This is a genomic window from Mucilaginibacter sp. GW822-FHT03E02, assembly GCF_058801545.1.
In genome coordinates, this window is the sequence record NZ_JBXANJ010000001.1 from 34,983 (window position 1) to 55,187 (window position 20,205).

Here is a 20,205-nt window from a genome sequence, read left to right on the forward strand (position 1 = left end):
TTTTGATTCACTTTTAAACCGGCGTTTAAGTTAAAAGGAAGCACTTTTCGGGTTCGATCCTCACAAGCCAAAACTGAACGGCCCAATATGCGGTTTGCCACAGTGCACCTATTTATTCCATATAATTTTTTATATTTCAATAAGTTATAAGTTTGTAACAGTGATTGAGTTTTAATATCTCAAATGGATACATATACTTTCCATATTAATACCTACGACCTGGCTTTCTTTGCTACGATATTTATCGGGCTCACTTTTATCCTGCTTTTATGGTTCACCAAAAGGATAAACCGGGCTGCAAACCGGCTTTTGGCCCTGGCAATGGTTACGATTGTTTTGTGGATAGCCCGGATATTGTGCATCGACATCGGCCTGTCAACTTACATTACTAATTGGAGCCGGCTACCGCTGCAATTTTCGCTTGCTCTTGGCCCCCTTATTTTCTTTTACGTGCTTAAAATAACCCGGCCTGAATATAAATTCCGGTTTAAGGATTTGCTGCATTTTAGTCCGTTGCTGCTGGAATTGGGTGCCCAGGCATTGGAAGTTAGGGATAGTATAAATACAGTTGCAGCTACTTATCAAACGCCTGCCTTTCGGCAACTGAACCCGATATTGCAACTGCTGGCATTCGTTTCGGTCACAATTTACCTTTACCTGGCACACAGGCAGATAGAAGGCTTTTACCGGCGGTTAAAATTTATCGGGGGCGACCGGTATCGGTACGAGTTGCGCTGGCTGCATAACTTGCTGGTAGGTTTTGGTTTGTTGTGGCTGTTATGGATACCATTTGCCGCTGCAGATTATTTATATTACCATCATCAATTGGGCGTAGATACTCATCGTCCCCTTTATCTCCTTTTAGTCGCGATAATCATTTGGATGGCGGCCGCAGCCCATTTAAGAGCGGAGCCAGGCGTTCGGGCGCAATCCCCTTCATTTTTAAAACCACCGCTTCCTGCGGTGATGAAGCAAAAGGGAACATGGCTAAAGCGGGCTGTACAAGCCAACCTTTATTACCAGGATCCGGAACTGAGTTTAAGTTCGCTGGCCGAAAAGCTTGATTTAAGTCCGCACGAGTTATCCCGGATAATCAATACGGTGCTCAAAAAAAGCTTTAATGATTTCATCAGCGAATACCGCGTTGCGGAGGTGATCCGGAAAATGCAGGATCCCGCTTATGATCATATCACCCTGCTGGGCATTGCTTACGACGCCGGCTTTAATTCCAGAACTACCTTTCACCGGATTTTTAAACAACTGACAGGCAAAAGCCCGGCGGAATATAAAAGCGAGCAAAAAAAAGGAATCCCATCTTATAACCTGGAACATCATCTGCAGTTTGCGTCCGTAATTTTGAACCAGGAAATCACGCCGAAGTGGTTTCATGAGAAATTGAACCGCAACATCATGATAAAAAACTATTTTAAAATTGCATTCCGCGAATTTTGGAGGCACAAGCTGTTTACACTGATAAATATTATCGGTTTATCCATTGGTATAAGCGCTTTCCTGGTCATTTACCTTGTTGTACGCTACGATTTTACGTTTGATAAATTCCACAAGAACAGCGACCGGATTTACCGCGTTGTTATGAACATATCATCTCAGGGGCATAAAAACTATTCGAGTGGTGTACCTGCCCCTTTGACCGAGGCGATTAAAAGCCAGGCCACAGGAATAGCGGAAATTACGCCGGTATATACACTGTCGCCCCATTTTGTTTATATCGATAAAGATAAAATTGCACAAAAACGGTTTAAAGACCAGGACAGGATAACACTCGCCGGTCAGCAATATTTTAAAATTTTTAATTATGTATGGCTTGCCGGCTCATCGCAACACGCGCTTGATGCGCCCAGCCAGGTAGTATTAACATCCCAACAAGCCAGGCTTTACTTCCCGTCGTTATCGTACGATGAAATGATTGGTAAAGTAGTTACCTATGATACCCTTAAGACAACCGTTAGCGGCGTAGTTGAAACACCTACTAAAAATACCGACTTTACCTTTCACGACTTTATTTCCTTTAGTACCGCCATAACTAATAAACCTTTAGCTACTGAGTTGCATATAAACACCTGGAATAATATCTTTTCGGGATCGGAGCTTTTTGTAAAGCTGGCACCGGGCACCCCGGCAACCGGGGTTGTAAAACAAATCAATACTATTTTCAGCAAAAATAATCCGCCGGGTACAGGGGTAAGGGGATTTGCCGACAACACAGATCTGGTCTTGCAGCCATTGGACGATATTCACTTCAATCCTGACTATAATATTTTTGACTTCGCATCGCCAGCCAGCAAAACATCACTTTACGGCTTATTGGCTATCGCTATCTTTTTGTTGTTGTTGGCATGCATCAATTATGTGAATTTAACAACCGCCCAGGCCGGCCAAAGGGCAAAAGAAATTGGGATCCGCAAAACTTTGGGTAGCAGCCGGCTACAATTAGTAGTTCAGTTTTTAAGCGAAACATTTCTTATAACATTCTTTGCGGTATGCATATCGGTGTTGCTTGCACCAATTATTTTAAAAATGTTTGCCGGCGTTATATCCCCAAATATTCATGCGAATATGCTACAGCCGGATGTTGTACTCTTCCTGCTGATTTTAACTATTGTGATAAGCATCGTGTCGGGTTTTTATCCCGCAATTGTATTATCGGGCTACAAGCCGGTATCGGTGCTGAAAAACCAGGTGCAGGATAACAGCAATAAAACACGAAACGCGTGGCTCCGTAAATCGCTTACGGTTTCACAATTTGTTGTAGCGCAATTTTTCATAATGGCTACCATTTTAGTAAGTAAGCAAATTTATTATGTTTTACACAAAGACCTTGGGTTTAAAAAGGATGCCATCCTGGTTATCAGGGCACCATGGAATGTCAGCAAGGTTAGCAGTAACAAGATATTGATGAATGATTTTCGGTTAATGCCTCAGGTCGCTCTTGTAAGTTTAGGTGATGAACCGCCGTCATCTGACACGTACAATAGAACGATGGGTATTTACAACGATGGAAAAAAAGAAACAAAAACAAGCGAAGTGGTGATTGAGCACGGCGATGAAAACTTTATTAAAGTATACCAGCTAAAATTACTTGCAGGCAGAAACATACAGGAATCTGATACCCTAAAAGGCGTTATCATCAACAATACCTATGCTAAACTATTGGGATTTATTAACCCCCGCGACGCTGTGGGGAAGCAATTGGGCGGCGGCTTTGCTCCCCGGGGCAAAGCCGTAAATATTATCGGAGTGGTCGCCGATTACAACCAGCGTTCATTGCATTCGCCCATATATCCGTCAGCAATAATCCCGGCCGGCGGCAAATGGGGTATGATAACACTACATGTTAGTTTGAAACCTGAAACCGCAGGCGGCAATGAGTGGAAAACCGCAATTGCAAATATGGGAAAGGCATGGAAGAAGGTTTACCCCGACGATGATTTCGACTGCCATTTTTATGATGACACGATAGCCCGATTTTACGACGAAGAACAACACACATCAACACTGCTCACCTGGGCAACAGGTTTCTCGATATTGATTAGCTGCCTCGGCCTGTTAGGACTTGCCATTTACACCACCAATCAACGCACAAAGGAAATTGGCATACGCAAAGTGTTTGGCGCAAGCGTGGCTCAAATAGTAACCCTGCTATCAACCGAACTGATATCGCTTATTTTACTGGCTTTTATCATAGTAACGCCGATTGCATGGTACGCCGTAAATAAATGGATGCAAAGCTTTGCCGACCACGTAGCTATTAGCTGGTGGGTATTTGTTATCAGCGGCGCAGGCATGCTGCTAACAGGATTATTTACCTTAAGTTTCCGAACCATTAAGGCTGGCATGGCCAACCCGGTGAAGAGTTTGCGAAATGAATAAATTTTTATTGCCGGTATCTTTAACATATTACTTGAAACCATTTATGACGCTGCCTTTTTTTTAAACGATTTATCGGGCTTGCCATAGGTACTTTTGGGATGCACCAAATTTCAAAACCGCTTTTAATTTATTTAGGAGCGGTTTTCATTTTTATACATTGCTTTTCTGTACGATAACGTAATTTTTTGTGTTCGACCCTCGTTGGGTAAGCGAATAGAAAACCTTAAAAGGCTACTACCTATTTCTCCCCAATCTGTCATGCTTAAATTTCCAGAATCTGCATCTGTTATGGCCTTACTTATACTCATAACTTTGCAAAGTAAATTCACATGGCATGCTGTTCAGTAGTTCGCGGTCATTGTGAGAAATAAACTTTATAAATGCAATAAGCATACAAGATAACGACAACCAAAATGGAAACAGAAATTTCAGAACATTCACCTTTAACGTCGTGGAATAAAGACAAGAAAGTTCGAATAGCATATATCGAAGAACCACCTTTTTACTGGACTGGCGAAAACCATCTGGTAAAGGGTGCCGACATCGAGCTGGCCGAAGTGGTGTTGCGGGCAATTGGCATAACGTCCATTGAATATCAGCTCACTACTTTCGAGGAGCTTTTACCAGGTGTTCAGGCTGGACGTTGGGATATGAACGTGCCAATTTTTGTTACGCCCGAACGCGCAATGAATGTAGCTTTCAGCGTGCCGGTATGGTCGCTTGGCGATGGATTCCTTGTGTATCATGGCAACCCGAAGGCCCTGACATGTTATGAATCAGTGGTGATGCATAACGATGCGCTGCTTGGGCTTATTCCCGGCCAGGTGCAGTTCGATGCTGCAAAGTCGGCGGGCGTAAGCGATAGCCAAATCGTGCTTTTTAACAACCAGCCCGATGCCACCGCCGCATTGCTGGCTGGAAAGATTGACGCCTTTGCAGCCACAGCAGTTGGAAACCACGCAACTGCAAATGCCAACCCACAACTGGAAGCAGTCCCTTTCACAAATAATAAAGATGGAAAAGCCCCTGTCGGCGCCTTCTCATTTAGTAAGAATAACCATAGTCTTTTACAGGCTGTGAATGCACAACTTCACGAGTACCTGGGCTCGGCCGATCACCGTACACGAATGGCAAAATACGGAATCACTCAAACCGAGATTGACAGCGTTGTTGCAGGTAAAGGCACCAAATTATAGATCCATTAAGAAAAGGCGGTATAAAATCAAATTTAGCAACAACCATGATTGATACTGGCTTATGAATTGTTACAGGTCGCCAAATTTCAAAATTGCTTCTAATGCATTTAGAAACGGTTTTGTTTTTCAAATTGCTTCTTTAGGGGATCGCCAGTTATAAAAAGTTGTTAACCGCACCTTTTCCAAAATCATCCACTCCACTATTGTAAAAACCAATTACAATAAATAAATTTATCGTGTCGGCAATGGTGCCGGTATATTGAAAACCTGATAACTTATCACAATGGAAGAAACTACAACCATCAACCAGGCAACTTTTGACGAAATGTACCATTATGCACGCAACATGTTCATGATAGGCCAAAACGCATTTGAAATAAAAGCCGCCCTGCTTGCCCGCGGTTTGGATGCCGAAAATGCCGAATACATTGTTAATATGCTTGAACAGCAAATTGTTGATGAGAAAAAAGAAAAGGCAAAAAAAGATATGCTGTACGGCGCGTTGTGGTGCGGCGGTGGCCTGATACTAACAATGGCCCATATCGGCTTTATATTTTGGGGCGCGATAGTTTTTGGAGCGATCCAATTTTTCAGAGGGGTAGCCAATTTAAATTAAAACGGCGCGGCGCCGTTTACCGACATATTCCCTGCGTTTACCGACAACTTTTACCCTCCTGCAAACTTTGGGTTTCGGCGGCTATTGCATTGCCTATTTTTGTTCGACAATTAAATCAAAGGATATGAACATTTTATCAGGAACCATGACCCAAAACGCCGACGATAGCTTTGATACCACAACCATTTTTGGCGAGATAAAAAGAACTATACTTTCAAAAGATTTTAAAGGAGGCAGTGTAAGGAACGTGTTTGGCAGCACCGAACTGGATTTTACCCAGGCCGATATTACAGGGCCTGCCTTTGTAGACATATCGCAGGCATTTGGCCAGGTAACCATCGTAATCCCCTCCAACTGGCAAATTGAAGCCGATATAACCCATTTTGCCTCTCAGTTGGAAGACAACCGGAGTTATATAACCAGGAAACAAAAATCTGATAAAGTTTTAATGCTTAAAGGCCTCTCCTTTTTCGCTGCTGTTGAAATTGTGAACGATCTGGAGGATTAACGATTAAGATCAAATATACTGAATAGTACAGAGGGCTTTGACAGTTGACTTTCATGTACCTGGCTAATGCTCCCACTCAATCAGTTTCTCACCCGGCGTATACTCAAAAACCTTTCTTTTCAAGGTATCTACATAAATCCAGCTATCGCAAATAAACCTTTGGCCATCGTTGTCTTTCAATTCATGGCCAATGTTGTAAACCAGGTAGTTTGCCGAATCTGTTTTTATTTCATGGTCAAATAAAGCCTCTTCATGCACTGATAGATCTGTTCGGGACTGAGCCACTAAGGCGTTGTCAGAATGCTTAATGTATGCCAAAATCAACGAATCGATGCTGATAAGCTCGTTGTTTGGCCTAAGCTGATTTACAACAGGACTTGTTTCTACAGTATCTTGCTGAGACTTACTCACTTTTTGTTCACCTTGATGACAGCTCAGCAGGCACAACAATAAAAAGAAAACAAAATTATTTTGGCTCATCGTTACCAAATGTAAATAACTAACTCCATGACAATCGGAATAATTGTAACAATTGTTCTACCTGTAGGCTGTTTCTGTCAAACCTCCCTCCTTTTCTCTAAATTAGGTTCATGAAACACATTAACCTAAATTTCGGCCTTCATATGTGGCACAAGGCAAGGCCATTTGTTGTGGGCGCTTTACTTTACAGCGGTGTTGCCAGCGCGCAATCTGCCAATCCTGTTATCAACAACATCGTGACCGAAGAAACCGGCAACTCGCAACTGGAAAACCTGGCCCATCAGCTTTTTGATGGCATTGGCCCGCGTTTAGTTGGTACGCCGCAAATGAAACAGGCCAATGATTGGGCTGTAGCCAAATACAAAAGCTGGGATATACAGGCCCACAACGAAAAATGGGGCGAATGGCGCGGCTGGGAACGCGGTGTTTCGCATATAGATATGATATCGCCGAGGGTAAAATCATTAGAAGGCACCCAACTGGCCTGGAGCCCCGGCATGGGCAAAAAAACGGTAACAGCCGAATTGATCATCCTGCCCGACCTGGCCGATTCTGTCGCGTTTCAACAATGGCTGCCCAATGTAAAGGGCAAATTTGTACTGATATCCATGTGCCAGCCAACAGGACGGCCCGATTATAACTGGACGGAATTTGCCACCAAAGATTCGTTTGACAGGATGAAAGCCACACGTACCGCCCAAACCGATGCCTGGAGAAAGCGCATCAGCAAAACGGGGTTTACCAATAAAACATTGCCTGTTGCACTTGAAAATGCCGGCGCGGCAGGTATTATCACCAATAACTGGTCGGCAGGTTTTGGGGTTGATAAAATTTTTGGCGCTTTTACTAAAATAGTTCCTACTGTTGATATTGCATTAGAAGATTACGGCATGCTTTACCGTCTTACCGAATCGGGCACCAGCCCTAAAATCAGCATTCATTGCGAATCAAAGGAGCTGGGTGTAGTACCCACCTTTAACACCATTGCCGAAATTAAGGGTACAGAAAAACCTGATGAATATGTAATGCTAAGCGCGCATTTTGACTCATGGGACGGCGGCACAGGCGCTACCGACAACGGCACGGGTACCCTTACCATGATGGAGGCTATGCGCCTGCTCAAAAAACATTATCCGCATCCAAAACGCACCATTTTAGTGGGCCATTGGGGCAGCGAGGAAGAAGGCTTGAATGGCTCACGCGCATTTGTTGAAGACCATCCCGAAATAGTAAAAAACCTGCAGGCCTTGTTTAACCAGGATAACGGCACAGGTCGTGTGGTTAATATCGGTGGTCAGGGTTTTGTTGAATCAAAGGATTACTTAACCAGGTGGCTTGCGGCCGTACCAGATACGATAAAAAACAGGATAAAAACCAACTTCCCAGGCCAGCCCGGCGGTGGCGGCTCTGATTTTGCTTCGTTTGTAGCAGTTGGCGCTCCTGGCTTTTCATTAAGCTCGCTCAACTGGTCGTACGGGTCATATACCTGGCACACCAACAGGGATACTTATGACAAGGTAGTATTTGATGACCTGAAGAACAACGCCATGTTGGCCGCTATAATGGCTTATATGGCCAGTGAAGATCCGGTAAAAACAACCAATACCAAAATCGAAGGCGTTAAATGGCCTGCACAAACCAAGGCCACGCGAAGAGGCGGATTGGATAAGTAATTTGCCTGATAAAAACGTTAACCTCCTAAACAATTAGACGAGCCTCTGGATCAAAATAAAGACTTTAGGTTCAATTAAAATGTTTGCGCTATTTTAAAAGCCCTTTGCTTTGCGGGGGCTTTTTCGTTATTAACATTTATTTTATTTATGAGTGTTAATTTAAATTAATAAACTATTTTAGCTACTTATTACAGATTTAATCTAAACCGATAATTTATAAATGAGCAATTTTTCTGCATTTAAAAAGCTTGCATTTGCAGCTATCCTTTTTTTTCCTATTTGTTTAAAAGCCCAGGATGCAACTAAACCAATACCAAACTGGCAAAATCTCGACCTTAAAACAGATAACGTTTTTGGCATCAGTACCGAAAAAACTTACAACGAGCTACTTAAAAGCAAAAAACACGTACCCGTATTAGTTGCTGTAATAGATGGCGGCGTTGACATCAATCATGAGGACCTTAAGCAGATAATATGGACCAACCCCGCCGAGGTAGCCGGCAACAATACCGATGATGACAAAAACGGCTATATTGATGACCTGCATGGCTGGGATTTTATAGGCTCGTCAAAGGGCGATGTACACTATGACAACCTTGAACTTACCCGCCTGGCGCGTTTGTACAATACAAAATTTGCCAATGTGGATACCACCGCCCTGACCGGTAAAGACCTAACCGACTTTAAAGCTTACGGTCTGATGAAAACTGACCTTGATAAACGGCTTCAAAAGGCGCAAAAAACTTACGATATCATTACCAGGTTTAGCAGTTTGCTGGATGCTATGTTACCCAAGTTAAACAACCCTAATCCAAAGTTGGATGATGTTAAAAACTACAATCCCGACAATGACGGCGAAGCATATGTAAAACGTATATTGGTCTCGGCCCTTGGCGACTATAAGGATCTTGCCGATTTTAGGGAACAAGAGATTAACAGTCCGCTTAAACACTATAAAGAGCAGCTGGATTATCATTTAAACATCGATTTTGACCCAAGAAATATTGTGGGCGATAACTATACTGATAGCAACGAGCGTTTTTATGGCAACACCGATGTTGCCGGCCCCGATGCAGACCATGGATCACATGTGGCTGGTATTATAGGCGCGGTGCGTACCAATAACATAGGGGTAATGGGCGTGGCGAACGATGTGATGATCATGTCAGTCCGTACGGTTCCAAACGGCGACGAACGCGATAAAGATGTGGCCAACGCTATACGCTATGCAGCGTCAAACGGCGCAAAAGTTATTAATATGAGTTTTGGCAAGGGCTACTCCTTTGATAAAAAAGCAGTTGACGATGCAGTTCGGTTTGCCATGAGCAAAGATGTACTTATTGTACACGCGGCAGGTAATGACAATAAAAATACCGAAGTTGACAACAATTTTCCTACCCGCGTTTATGAGGACAAAACAGAAGCGAAGGGCTGGATAGAAGTTGGGGCCTCTGGCCTAAAGGATGACGAAACCCTTAAGGCGTCGTTTTCAAATTACGGCAAAACCAGCGTTGATGTATTTGCTCCGGGAGTAAAAATTAATTCAACTACGCCAAACTCAACTTATGCCGAGCATGATGGCACCAGCATGGCATCGCCGGTGGTGGCAGGTTTGGCCGCGCTTATCCGCTCGTACTATCCTAAACTAAGCGCGACACAGGTAAAAGAGATCATCCTTAAATCGGTAGTTAAGATAGATCACAAAATAATTATTAAAGATGGCGATAAGAAAAAGAAGGTTGCCTTTGAAGACCTTTGTGTTTCTGGCGGTGTGGTTAACGCATATAATGCTTTGAAGCTTGCGGCAACCTATTAATTAGTCCCTTAATAAATATTGAAAGCCATCCAACACTCATTGGGTGGCTTTTTTTTGATGTGGTTTTATGTATCGCTGAAAATCATGTGGTAATAAGTTGTCATACATCAAAAGCTTAAAAAAAACAATCTGCATATACATAAATTAAAACAATTCCGGCATTTAGTACTTATTGATTTATAAACTAAATTATCGAAGCCATGAAACATGCATTTATTTTTGGCACCACCATCTTTTTAAGCGAACAACGCACGCTTACCGTAAATGATGGTAGCAACAGCACGGAGTTTTTGCGGATAATTACTTATTACAATGAGCAAAAAGGCAATGAAAATCAGCCGCTCCGTATTGATGCCCACATTGCCACTACGGATGGTAAGGCATTGAACATTACTGACAATGCCGTTGCCGACAGACCAGACGTCCGCGTAGAATTAAGCGATTTCCGTATCAAAATATACCAGACGGGCCACCAAGAGCCGGTACTTGATGTTTACCAAATGGATAAGCACGAATTTCACGGCCTGTCAAGCCACATCTTAAACGAAATACATGCCCAGGAACCCGACCGTGTAGTTAACATAAAGGGCAATTTCAACGTAGGCGAAGTGCACTTCTTTATTGAAAACGAAAAAATGTTTGTTGATAACAATGGCTATGCAAACGGCGTGGTAAACGCGCACCATGGCGTTATTCTTTCACCGGTTGATCATGATTTTGATTGATGATATCTGCTACTAAAACAAGAAGCCCGCCTTAACGAAATTGAGACGGGCTTTTTGTTGGCAGATAAATTGATGACCAGTAAACAATAATTTAAGCTGGTTAACCTACTGTTGTCCAGATCAATGAAAAATATTTTTTATACGGCAAACAATATAATATGCTACTTTTAAACCAAATTTCTGTCAACTACACCCTAAACATCACCTTTTGCCGGTTAAAAATTACATATTATCGCTTTTGGTTTTCTTGCTATGCGCGGGCCATATCAACGCGCAGGTAAACAACTCAAAACTGCTTTTTTACCACCTGAGTGAAAAAGACGGACTATCTGACAACAAGGTGAACTGCTTTTTTCAGGATAGCCGGGGCGTCATGTGGATGGGAACACAGTATGGCCTCAACAGTTTCGACGGGTCGGTTTTTCATAACCTGCAAACAAATAATACCCCTACCGACTACAAACTATTCAGTAACCAGATTAACGCCATTACCGAAGACAAAAACCATGTTCTATGGCTGGCAACTTCGGAGGGATTGTCATCTCTTGATCCGGTAACCAATAAAATTCATTCGTACAGGTCGGAGTATGATAATAGCATGAACAGCCTGGCGCTTGACGGTGATAAATTATGGGTTGCAACCATGGGCGGCCTGTTATGCTTTGATATCGGTGAAAAAACATTCAGGCATTTTATCAATAACAGGGACAACAGGCACGAGTTTGTAAATTTTGATAACACCATCAACTCCTTAACCCTTGGCAGTAAAAAGCGGTTGTGGCTGGCAACGGTAAACGGCGTTTGGATGTTTGATGTGGCCAAGCACCAGTTTACACAATTTGACGGACCAGAGAACGACACCGACTATGACGGAATGATAAATACCGTTTTTGAAGATCATGCAGGTAAAATATGGGCCGGTTGCTGGAGCAAGGGCATTAAACAAATAATACCCGAAAACCGGTCGGTAAAATCGTACGGCTCCATGCCCGGAACACCTCATCATATTGCAAGCATTGCCGAGCAAAAAACGATTAACAACCATTATACCATGTGGTTAACTGACAACTTAACCTCCTTTGCCGAGCCGTTTGATAAATTTGAGCACCACGATCTGAAACCTATTAGCGAGGCAGCCGCGCTTGACCCTCATTGTTTTTATGTTTCGCGCGATAACCTGCTTTGGATATCCACAGCAAGGGGCGTTTACATTCTCGACCCTACCCGCCAATTGTTCAGGCATCATTTTATTACATTGCAACCTAATATAACCAGCCAGGCTCCTACATTATTTTACCAGGATAACCAGCTATGGCTGGGCGGCGATCATAACCTCGAACTTACCTTGTTTGATAGCGCGTTTAACATCAAAAAAAACTACACGGCCACCATTAAACAAGCCGACACAGCCTATGCCAAAAACGAACTGGCCGTTATGGGCATTACACCCTATGGCAGGGATGAGCTATGGTTTTCAACTTCGTACGGTATTTTCAAAATGAATAAGCTTACAGGTAAGTTTACTACAGTGTGTTACAAGGTAAACCAAACCGGCAAATACCCCTACAATTTCATTAACGGAATTTTTGTAAACAAGGGTAAAATATGGTGTTTCCCATGGCGCAGGGGCGTATGGGAATATGATGCCCAAACCAATAAATTTAACGCGCTGGTGGTTAAATTACCCGACGGCGGCGGTTTACCCAAAGGCGTCAATATAGCAGGTGCTGTTGCCGATAGCCAGGGCAATATCTGGCTTACCGATATGGATTACGGAATAGTCAAATACTCGGTATCAACAAAAAAGTTCGACAGGTTTATTGATAAAAACATTACCCCCTATAGCAGGGCGCTGAATATTTATTACCAGGCCGGTAGACTTTGGGTAGTGGATAATTCAACCATAGTAGCTATCAATACAAAAAATAACACCTCGCAGGGATGGCCGCTGCCGCCCGGCATGAACAAATATGTTTACGACTATGCGCCCGACCATGCTAATAACCTTTGGATTGCCACAAGAAACGGGCTGGTGGTTTTCAACCTTGCCAACTATAGCTTTAACCAGTACACCGAGGAAGACGGGTTGATTAATAACGACATGAATGGCACGCTGCGCACATTGCCAAACGGCAGCATGATTTACGCCGCCGAAAACTATATCACCAGCTACACTCCTGCCGATCTGCTTCACAAGCCAACAACAAAAAACTTACTGCTAACCAGTGTTAGCACCAATGACAGTACCATCCTGAGTAAAGAAAAAACAGGCTACATCATCCCTCCCAACAGCGAGAAAATTTCGTTTAACTGGGCACTGGTTAATTACACCAATCCACTTCAAAACCGATATTATGGCAAGCTGGACAAAGTTGAAAAAGATTGGAACTATGTGGGCAACACCGGAAAAATCGACTACAACAGCCTTCCTCCTGGCGCGTATACTTTCCGTTTTAAAGCAGTTACATCTGATGGCTTAGCCAGCGCCGAAAAAAGGGTCGAATTTATAGTTAAACCGCCTTTCTGGAAAACGTGGTGGTTCGAAACCATATTTTGGATCGTAGCCGGGTTATCGTTATTCGTCATTATCAGCAATGTGCGTTTACGGGAGCGAAAAAAAGCTGCCCTGCAGTTACAACTTTCTGACTTGGAAATGAAAGCCCTGCGCGCGCAGATGAACCCGCATTTTATTTTCAACGCGCTTAACTCCATACAGGAATGCATTGTAAGTAAGCATACCAAAGCGGCATATACATACCTCTCCAGCTTTTCTAAACTGGTAAGGATGATCCTGGAAAATTCTGAAAAACAGTTTATCACGCTTGAGGATGAAATAGAAACTTTACGGCTATACCTATCATTAGAAAAATTGCGCTTTAACGACGATTTTGAGTTTGATATCAGGATAGGTAACAACATCCATCCTTCATTTATCCGTATCCCAACCATGATCATACAACCATTTGCCGAAAACGCGCTTTGGCATGGGCTGATACATAAAAAAGGTGATAAAAAACTAACCATCAGCTTTGAACAAAAAATGGGTAGCTTGTTTTGCGAAATTGAAGACAACGGCATCGGGCGGCAGCGGTCTGCCGGGTTTAAGACCATAAACGGTACCAAAAAACAATCCATGGGTATGAAAATTACCGAAGAACGGCTTTATTTGTTGCAAAACGATGCCGCCATTAAGATAGACGACCTGGAGAAGCCAACCGGCGAAGCCTCCGGAACCAAAATAACCATTACCATACCTTTACAATTTTGATTTATGCTGAAAGCCATAGTTATTGACGACGAACCAAGAGGGCGCAACATTTTGCTTCAACTCATCAGCCAGAATTTTCAGCACATCAAAGTGGTGGCTACTGCTTCGGGCGCCGATGAAGGGATAAAGCGCATTGACATGTACAAACCCGATGTGGTTTTCCTGGATGTGGAGATGCCCGGCAAAAACGCTTTTGATATGCTTAAAGAACTGGGCAAAGTTGATTTCAAGATCATTTTTGTATCGGCACATAACCATTATGCATTAAATGCCATCAAACTATCGGCACTTGACTTTTTACTAAAGCCCATCGATCTTGACGATTTAACCAAAGCCATTGAGCGCCTCCAGGAACAGCCCAAACAGGCGGCGCTACAGGTACCCCACCTGCTCAATCAGTTACAGCAGCCAAAAACCAATTTTGGAAAAATAGCCATAGCATCGGTAAATACTATTGAATTTGTAAACATCAGCGATATCATTTATTGTGAGGCCGACAATGTTTACACCATGGTTCACCTTTGCGATACCACCATCACCTCAACCAAAAATCTTAAAGAGTTTGACGATATTTTGCAGGCGCATTATTTTTTTCGCATCCATCACTCTTATCTTATCAACTTAAACCACATCAAGAAGTACATTAAAGGTGATGGTGGCACAGTTATCATGAGCGACAATACCGAAATTGAAGTAAGCCGCAGAAGAAAAACGGCTTTTTTGGAGCAACTGGCATCGATTTGAAGCGAGCGTAAATAACTAAAGCTTTTCTATTTCTTCAATGGAAAGCTTCGTAAATTTCGCAATTTGAGAAATTGGCAAACCATCTTTTTTCATTTCGCGGGCAATGGCCTTTTTTTCTTCAAGCGCTTTAGTACGCTCCTCTTCACGAGCTTCATTTACCGCATAATCCAACACATTCTTATTATCCCACTTGTATTTTAAGCTGCTATCGTACATGGCTTTTTCCTCCTTTGTAAAATTAGTGTATTCTGCAATATTAAATAGTTTCTCAAATATCGGTTTTCGCAGGTAAACAGGAATTTTGTCCATCCGGCTCATGTTTTTTAAAACATACAGCCATTTGTCCAGATCTGTATTTAACTCATTCTCTCTTTTAACAAATTTACTCAATTCTATATAAGTATAACCCAGCTTATCGTAAAATATTTTACCTGTATCCCGATTACAAAGGCAAATATCATGCAGATATTCAGGTTCATAGTTTACTTCTAAAGTAAAATCTTCCAACAAAGCAACCAGGTAAACTTCGGCTAAATTATAGCCCCAAACATTTCGTTTACCTTTAGGTGCCTGGTCACTAATCAAGCGGCTTGTGTAAAACAAAGCCCTTTCTTTAAAATAGCCCTGCCTGCCGCGTTGCACTTCAATCAAAAATTGCTCCCCATCGGTACCCGTGCAAAGCAGATCAAATATCGCGGCACCTTCATCTTTTAAATCGCCCGGATGTTCATTTTTATTATATACAAGGTCAACAATAACCTTTCGGCCTCTAAAAACCTCGTTCAAAAAGGCCATAAGCAAATCTTTATTAGGCTCGCTGCCAAAAATTTTCTTAAAAGCAAAATCAACCAATGGGTCTATGTACTTTCCGGTAACAGGTAAATGATGTTCGGGCATATCCAAATATAAAAGATTTCATTCATCTGCACATCTATAATCTAAAATCTGCACATCTGTCCTCCTACCACTTATTGCCTAAAATAACCACTTACTAAAAACGCTAAAAAGAAATCCGCGTGTTTGTCACTTTCGTGTTACCAAAAAACATCGAAATGAAAAAGATATTACTCCTCCTACTAATACTATTTGCCTGCGCCACTTCGCAGGCCCAGTTTGGCAATATCCTTAACCGGGCAAAAGATAAGCTTAAAAGTAAAGCCAACGCCAAGGTTGATCAGCATCTTGATAATGCTACTGATAAAGCAGTTAATACCGCCGATACCATATTAACCGGCAATGGCCATCCTGCATCGGCAAATAGTAGCAAAACAAATGGCGCCACCAAGGTAACCACCAATGCAACAGCTGCCTTAAATACCAACGGCAATACCGGCCCGGCGCAAACTACACCAAACTTTAGCGCTTTTAACAATTACGATTTTGTACCCGGCGATAAAATAATTTTTGAAGATCATTTTACCGACGACCAAAACGGCGAATTTCCTTCGCACTGGAATCTTGGTGCAGGACAGGCAACCATAAACCAAACAGGTGATGTAAAATCGTTCCTGCTAACCGAGGGTAATTTTGTGCATGTAAGCCCGCTTATAAAATCACCATCGTACCTGGGCGACACATTTACGATAGAGTACGATAGCTATTCGACAGGCGGCGCCGGTCCGCATATATATTTTTATGGCAGCAATGTCGATGCCATAGCGGCGCACAACGATTTAGGTAATATTAATACCGCCCCGGGTGGTTGGACAAGCGTTGCCTTCAGTTCCGAGATTAGTCACATAGACCTGTCCTCGGCATATCCTGCAGCCCTCCTTAGCGATAACTATTTAAATAAATGGCATCACGTGGCTATCGCTTTCAAAAAAAACCAGTTGAAGGTTTATGTTGATCAGTACCGCATATTGGTTGTACCTAATATTGGTATTACTCCGCATGCCATAGATATTGAAGGCATTGGCGATGCGGCACACCCTATCATTTTAGCCAATTTCAGAATTGCCAGCGGCGGCGGTATGAATATGCTGGGCAAAAAATTCACTGATGCCAAAATTGTGACCCACGGCATCAACTTCGATATCGACCAAGCCACCATCAGGCCCGAAAGTATGGGTACACTCAACATGATCGTATCTGTATTGAAAGATAACCCCGGGATAAAGTTTGAGGTGGATGGCCATACCGATAACAGCGGTACTCCTGCGCACAATCTCACATTATCGCAGCAAAGGGCCACTGCCGTAAAAAACCAACTGGTAACTATGGGAATTGATGCCGCACGATTAACCACCAAAGGATATGGCGATACCAAGCCCATCAGCGATAATGTAACCATTGAAGGCAAGGCCAATAACCGCCGGGTTGAGTTTGTAAAGATGTAAACATCTATTGAAAATGAGAAGCCGAACAAAAGCGAAAAATCGAAACAGTAGTGAAGAGTTATACGCGATATCGCATATCGGCGAGTCGACTCACCCCGACGAACCCGATAAAATATCGGGGCGTCTGCCCCCCTATGCGACGCAGTCGGATAGAGGGGCAATAAAAACAAATTTGAGCTTCACCCTCTTTGCGGCTTCAGCCGGAGAGAGGGTCGGCCAGCGCAGCGTAGCCGGGGTGAGTCTTAGCCGGCGTTCAAAGCCGACGCACACTTAAATCATCTACCTAAAAAACAATTAAATAAATATATAACACCTTAAAAAAAACATCCTATGAAAAAGCAACTTTTATTCTTAACCTTTCTTGCGGCCCTGGCCACTGCATCCTGCTCAAAAAACAATAGCGCAACACCAACAGTAAAGGTGGCAACCAAGTTTACCTTCAGAGGAAAAGCTTATACTTCAAAAAAGCTGTATGCGTCATCATCTGCCACGCTTGATGTGCTTACCGATTCGGCAGTTGCCGATGATAACTCAACCAGGGTATTGGTAAACTTCGTTTTCAAAAAAGGAAATTCAGATGCCGGCACTTATACCATTGTTGGCGGGAACGACAATACGCCGGCCGCCAACCAGGTTGCGCTGCTTGTGTCTGAAACCAGTCTTAAAAACACCCAAAATGTGGGTATATATACTTCATTGGCGGGCGGCACGCTTGTGCTTTCGGGCTCGGGCAGCAGTTTCGCCTGCAAGTCGCCATCAGTTGATTTAAAAGGCCAGTATTATGATAATACCGACCCTCACAACACTCAAATAACAGAGGTAAGCACAACAATTTCGGCCGCTACTTTTACCCAAAATTAACCCCATTCATAGATAAACCGGAGGCCAGATACCGGCAAAAACGGGGCGTAATCGAAAAGCCTTACGAGTAGAGAATTTAAACCAAAACAAATAAAACAATGAAAAAATTAATCACCGTAATGCTGGGCATTACTTGTATCGCGTCGTTTTCATTCTTTAAAAACGCGCAAAGGCTGGGCTTTACCAAGCTGGGCGCCAATTTGTATGTTACTAAAGAAGTTGTGCCTATGAGCGATGCGCACAAAAAAAGCCTTCAGGCTGTATTGGCAAAAGAGTATGGCATTAAAAACTTCACCCAGGAAACCACAGTAAGCTACAAAAAAGTAACTGATGCCAAGTACCCCAAACTTACCGGTTACAACGTTGCCGATAAAACAGTGGGCGCAGGCATTTTTACCCAATCAATGGTAAACAAACCTGTTGGCGAAGACATTGAAGTAACGCAACGCGGCATTTATAATTCAACCGATAATGTATCGTCGGTAGCAACAATCAGTGGCATTCTTGAAAATTACAAAAATTAACAATCAGCACTGAAGGTTGGCGGCAAATGCTGCCAACCATAGTTTTAATAAGCATGAATACCAGGGCGGCATTATTTACAGTTTGGAGCAAATTCCACATAGGTTTTATCATTATAACCTCGGTATTTTTTGCTTACGATAAGTATTGCCGTTTTTATAAAGTAAAAAAAAGCACACCTGTAAACTACTTTTATAACCACATCTTTTTTAATACCCCATTCAGGTACTATGGCAAACTAACTGCAGCGGGATCGCCTTACGGGTATTTTGCGCCTAACATCAAAGCCAGCGGATTGATTATTGGCGAGTGTGGCGGCCAAAAAATACAGGCGCAATTTAAGGGTTTTGAGGCGCAAATGCGCTTTTCGGTACTCTCCTCGCACGTTACCAATAATCTGTTAGAAGATCAAAACGCCCCCTATAAAAAATTAGAAGATAAATACATGGACTTGCTTTTTAAAAGCATAGCCGTTAAAATATATAACCAGAACACTTGCCGCCAGGACACCTTTTTTGTTAGTTATAACCTGATAGGCTTCCCTACCCTTGGCCAATATGCCGCCGGAGATCACAACTATTACCTCATCAAAATAAAAGAACTAAAGCTTACCAAATGAAAAACTTTGTTAAAAGCTTATTTAAACAAGGTACCCATGAGCCATCAAATAGCCTTTGGATGGTTTCGCTGCGTTGCGGCATAGCGTTAATATCCTTCCTCCATTTTATGGCGCTACAGGCCGACTTTGACAGCATATTTTCATCTCACGCGTTTATTCCGCCGGATATAGCAGCAGGCACCCGCGACTTTTTAATTCCATCCATTTACAGTTTATATAAAAACCTGCAAGGCATCGTGCCGTTAAGTTACGAGGGGTTGTTGTGGGTTGTGAGGATAATTTATCCCGTAGCCTTGTTGATGCTTTTAACAGGCCTTTTTACCCGTCCTGCCGCCATCCTGTCGCTTGCTTTGCAACTGCTGATAACCAACTCCATGGAGTATTACAGCTACGGGGTTGATCTTTTTACCTCGATAGCGTTGTTTTATTGCCGCGTTTTCCCGGTTGGCAGCCTGGTGTCGTTGGATAGTTTATGGTTTAACAAGCAACCTGTATCAACAGACAGAACCGCGCGTTGCCTTAAATTATTTCAAACGCATGTTTGCCTTATCTATTTTTTTTCAGGTTTCGAGAAGCTGCTGGGCTACAACTGGCGTAATGGCGAAGCTATATGGCGAATGGTGCATGGCTATAATGCCACAGAATGGGTCAGTTTTGATTTTTTATACAATACACCTGTACCCCTGTTGGCTGGCTGGTTTACTATCATATTGGAAATGATGTACCCGCTTATCAATATCCCTGTTTTGCGCAAATGGTGGCTGGGCGGCGTCATTATTTTTCATGTATCCATCGCTTTCTTTATGGGCCTTTACTTTTTTTCATCGGTGATGGTCATCTTAAATATCACGGCTTATTACATGCCTTTTGTTGCACCCGAAAAGAGAAAAATCACGGTTGCTGATGGGCGGCCACAACTTATTGAAGCTTAAAAATCATTAACCCTA

General features: G+C 42.8%; 16 protein-coding genes. 14 read left to right on the forward strand and 2 right to left on the reverse strand.

Features of this window, described 5'->3' with window-relative positions; translation table 11 throughout:
- Positions 1-183 precede the first annotated feature (183 nt).
- From AC1RM2_RS00150 to AC1RM2_RS00165, 4 genes are all read left to right on the forward strand, one after another.
- Positions 184-3,891, forward strand: coding sequence for an ABC transporter permease (locus AC1RM2_RS00150; protein WP_492982185.1), 3,708 nt, complete (start codon positions 184-186; stop codon positions 3,889-3,891).
- Positions 3,892-4,304: 413 nt separating this feature from the next.
- Positions 4,305-5,087: a transporter substrate-binding domain-containing protein gene (locus AC1RM2_RS00155; protein ID WP_492982187.1), complete on the forward strand. Its 783-nt coding sequence runs from the start codon at positions 4,305-4,307 to the stop codon at positions 5,085-5,087.
- Between the two features lie 283 nt (positions 5,088-5,370).
- Positions 5,371-5,703, forward strand: coding sequence for a hypothetical protein (locus AC1RM2_RS00160; RefSeq protein ID WP_492982189.1), 333 nt, complete (start codon positions 5,371-5,373; stop codon positions 5,701-5,703).
- A 124-nt stretch (positions 5,704-5,827) separates the two neighbouring features.
- Positions 5,828-6,211 (forward strand): LiaF domain-containing protein, encoded by a 384-nt coding sequence (locus AC1RM2_RS00165; RefSeq protein WP_492982191.1) that lies wholly within the window; start codon positions 5,828-5,830, stop codon positions 6,209-6,211.
- Positions 6,212-6,274: 63 nt separating this feature from the next.
- Here the strand turns inward: AC1RM2_RS00165 and AC1RM2_RS00170 are convergent, their stop codons facing one another.
- The gene (locus tag AC1RM2_RS00170) at positions 6,275-6,691 is read right to left on the reverse strand and encodes a hypothetical protein (protein WP_492982193.1); all 417 of its coding nucleotides are present in this window, start codon (positions 6,689-6,691) and stop codon (positions 6,275-6,277) included.
- 110 nt (positions 6,692-6,801) lie between these two features.
- On the opposite strand from AC1RM2_RS00170, the gene AC1RM2_RS00175 reads away from it, so the two are divergent.
- The 5 genes from AC1RM2_RS00175 (at position 6,802) to AC1RM2_RS00195 (ending at position 14,917) form a co-directional block, all read left to right on the forward strand.
- Positions 6,802-8,364 carry a M20/M25/M40 family metallo-hydrolase gene (locus tag AC1RM2_RS00175; RefSeq protein WP_492982195.1) on the forward strand — a complete coding sequence of 521 codons (1,563 nt, stop codon included), beginning with the start codon at positions 6,802-6,804 and terminating at the stop codon, positions 8,362-8,364.
- 220 nt (positions 8,365-8,584) lie between these two features.
- Positions 8,585-10,180, forward strand: coding sequence for a S8 family peptidase (locus tag AC1RM2_RS00180; protein ID WP_492982197.1), 1,596 nt, complete (start codon positions 8,585-8,587; stop codon positions 10,178-10,180).
- Between the two features lie 200 nt (positions 10,181-10,380).
- Positions 10,381-10,905 (forward strand): hypothetical protein, encoded by a 525-nt coding sequence (locus tag AC1RM2_RS00185; protein WP_492982199.1) that lies wholly within the window; start codon positions 10,381-10,383, stop codon positions 10,903-10,905.
- 208 nt (positions 10,906-11,113) lie between these two features.
- Positions 11,114-14,173, forward strand: a complete 3,060-nt coding sequence (locus AC1RM2_RS00190) for a histidine kinase (RefSeq protein ID WP_492982201.1) — start codon at positions 11,114-11,116, stop codon at positions 14,171-14,173.
- 3 nt (positions 14,174-14,176) lie between these two features.
- Complete coding sequence (locus tag AC1RM2_RS00195; protein WP_477367015.1) at positions 14,177-14,917, forward strand: LytR/AlgR family response regulator transcription factor; 741 nt, start codon at positions 14,177-14,179, stop codon at positions 14,915-14,917.
- Between the two features lie 15 nt (positions 14,918-14,932).
- On the opposite strand, the gene AC1RM2_RS00200 is transcribed toward AC1RM2_RS00195, so the two are convergent.
- The gene (locus AC1RM2_RS00200; RefSeq protein WP_492982204.1) at positions 14,933-15,814 is read right to left on the reverse strand and encodes an Rpn family recombination-promoting nuclease/putative transposase; all 882 of its coding nucleotides are present in this window, start codon (positions 15,812-15,814) and stop codon (positions 14,933-14,935) included.
- Positions 15,815-15,969: 155 nt separating this feature from the next.
- Here AC1RM2_RS00200 and AC1RM2_RS00205 point away from each other — a divergent pair, with 155 nt between their 5' ends.
- The 5 genes from AC1RM2_RS00205 (at position 15,970) to AC1RM2_RS00225 (ending at position 20,190) form a co-directional block, all read left to right on the forward strand.
- Entirely contained in the window at positions 15,970-17,256 is a 1,287-nt protein-coding gene (locus tag AC1RM2_RS00205; RefSeq protein ID WP_492982206.1) for an OmpA family protein, read from the forward strand.
- A 330-nt stretch (positions 17,257-17,586) separates the two neighbouring features.
- Entirely contained in the window at positions 17,587-18,117 is a 531-nt protein-coding gene (locus AC1RM2_RS00210; protein WP_492982208.1) for a hypothetical protein, read from the forward strand.
- Between the two features lie 98 nt (positions 18,118-18,215).
- Positions 18,216-18,641 (forward strand): hypothetical protein, encoded by a 426-nt coding sequence (locus AC1RM2_RS00215; RefSeq protein WP_492982210.1) that lies wholly within the window; start codon positions 18,216-18,218, stop codon positions 18,639-18,641.
- A 26-nt stretch (positions 18,642-18,667) separates the two neighbouring features.
- A complete protein-coding gene (locus AC1RM2_RS00220; protein WP_492982212.1) occupies positions 18,668-19,258 on the forward strand; it encodes a hypothetical protein in 591 nt (196 codons plus the stop codon).
- Positions 19,255-20,190, forward strand: coding sequence for an HTTM domain-containing protein (locus tag AC1RM2_RS00225; RefSeq protein WP_492982214.1), 936 nt, complete (start codon positions 19,255-19,257; stop codon positions 20,188-20,190). The genes AC1RM2_RS00220 and AC1RM2_RS00225 overlap by 4 nt, the downstream gene beginning before the upstream one ends.
- The last annotated feature ends 15 nt before the right edge of the window (positions 20,191-20,205 follow it).

What these genes read in the sequence shown, in the direction of transcription:
- AC1RM2_RS00150 (WP_492982185.1), top strand. Translation starts at nt 184, where the DNA reads ATGGATACATATACTTTCCATATTAATACCTACGACCTGGCTTTCTTT.
- AC1RM2_RS00155 (WP_492982187.1), top strand. Translation starts at nt 4,305, where the DNA reads ATGGAAACAGAAATTTCAGAACATTCACCTTTAACGTCGTGGAATAAA.
- AC1RM2_RS00160 (WP_492982189.1), top strand. Translation starts at nt 5,371, where the DNA reads ATGGAAGAAACTACAACCATCAACCAGGCAACTTTTGACGAAATGTAC.
- AC1RM2_RS00165 (WP_492982191.1), top strand. Translation starts at nt 5,828, where the DNA reads ATGAACATTTTATCAGGAACCATGACCCAAAACGCCGACGATAGCTTT.
- AC1RM2_RS00170 (WP_492982193.1), bottom strand. Translation starts at nt 6,691, where the DNA reads ATGAGCCAAAATAATTTTGTTTTCTTTTTATTGTTGTGCCTGCTGAGC.
- AC1RM2_RS00175 (WP_492982195.1), top strand. Translation starts at nt 6,802, where the DNA reads ATGAAACACATTAACCTAAATTTCGGCCTTCATATGTGGCACAAGGCA.
- AC1RM2_RS00180 (WP_492982197.1), top strand. Translation starts at nt 8,585, where the DNA reads ATGAGCAATTTTTCTGCATTTAAAAAGCTTGCATTTGCAGCTATCCTT.
- AC1RM2_RS00185 (WP_492982199.1), top strand. Translation starts at nt 10,381, where the DNA reads ATGAAACATGCATTTATTTTTGGCACCACCATCTTTTTAAGCGAACAA.
- AC1RM2_RS00195 (WP_477367015.1), top strand. Translation starts at nt 14,177, where the DNA reads ATGCTGAAAGCCATAGTTATTGACGACGAACCAAGAGGGCGCAACATT.
- AC1RM2_RS00200 (WP_492982204.1), bottom strand. Translation starts at nt 15,814, where the DNA reads ATGCCCGAACATCATTTACCTGTTACCGGAAAGTACATAGACCCATTG.
- AC1RM2_RS00205 (WP_492982206.1), top strand. Translation starts at nt 15,970, where the DNA reads ATGAAAAAGATATTACTCCTCCTACTAATACTATTTGCCTGCGCCACT.
- AC1RM2_RS00210 (WP_492982208.1), top strand. Translation starts at nt 17,587, where the DNA reads ATGAAAAAGCAACTTTTATTCTTAACCTTTCTTGCGGCCCTGGCCACT.
- AC1RM2_RS00215 (WP_492982210.1), top strand. Translation starts at nt 18,216, where the DNA reads ATGAAAAAATTAATCACCGTAATGCTGGGCATTACTTGTATCGCGTCG.
- AC1RM2_RS00220 (WP_492982212.1), top strand. Translation starts at nt 18,668, where the DNA reads ATGCTGCCAACCATAGTTTTAATAAGCATGAATACCAGGGCGGCATTA.
- AC1RM2_RS00225 (WP_492982214.1), top strand. Translation starts at nt 19,255, where the DNA reads ATGAAAAACTTTGTTAAAAGCTTATTTAAACAAGGTACCCATGAGCCA.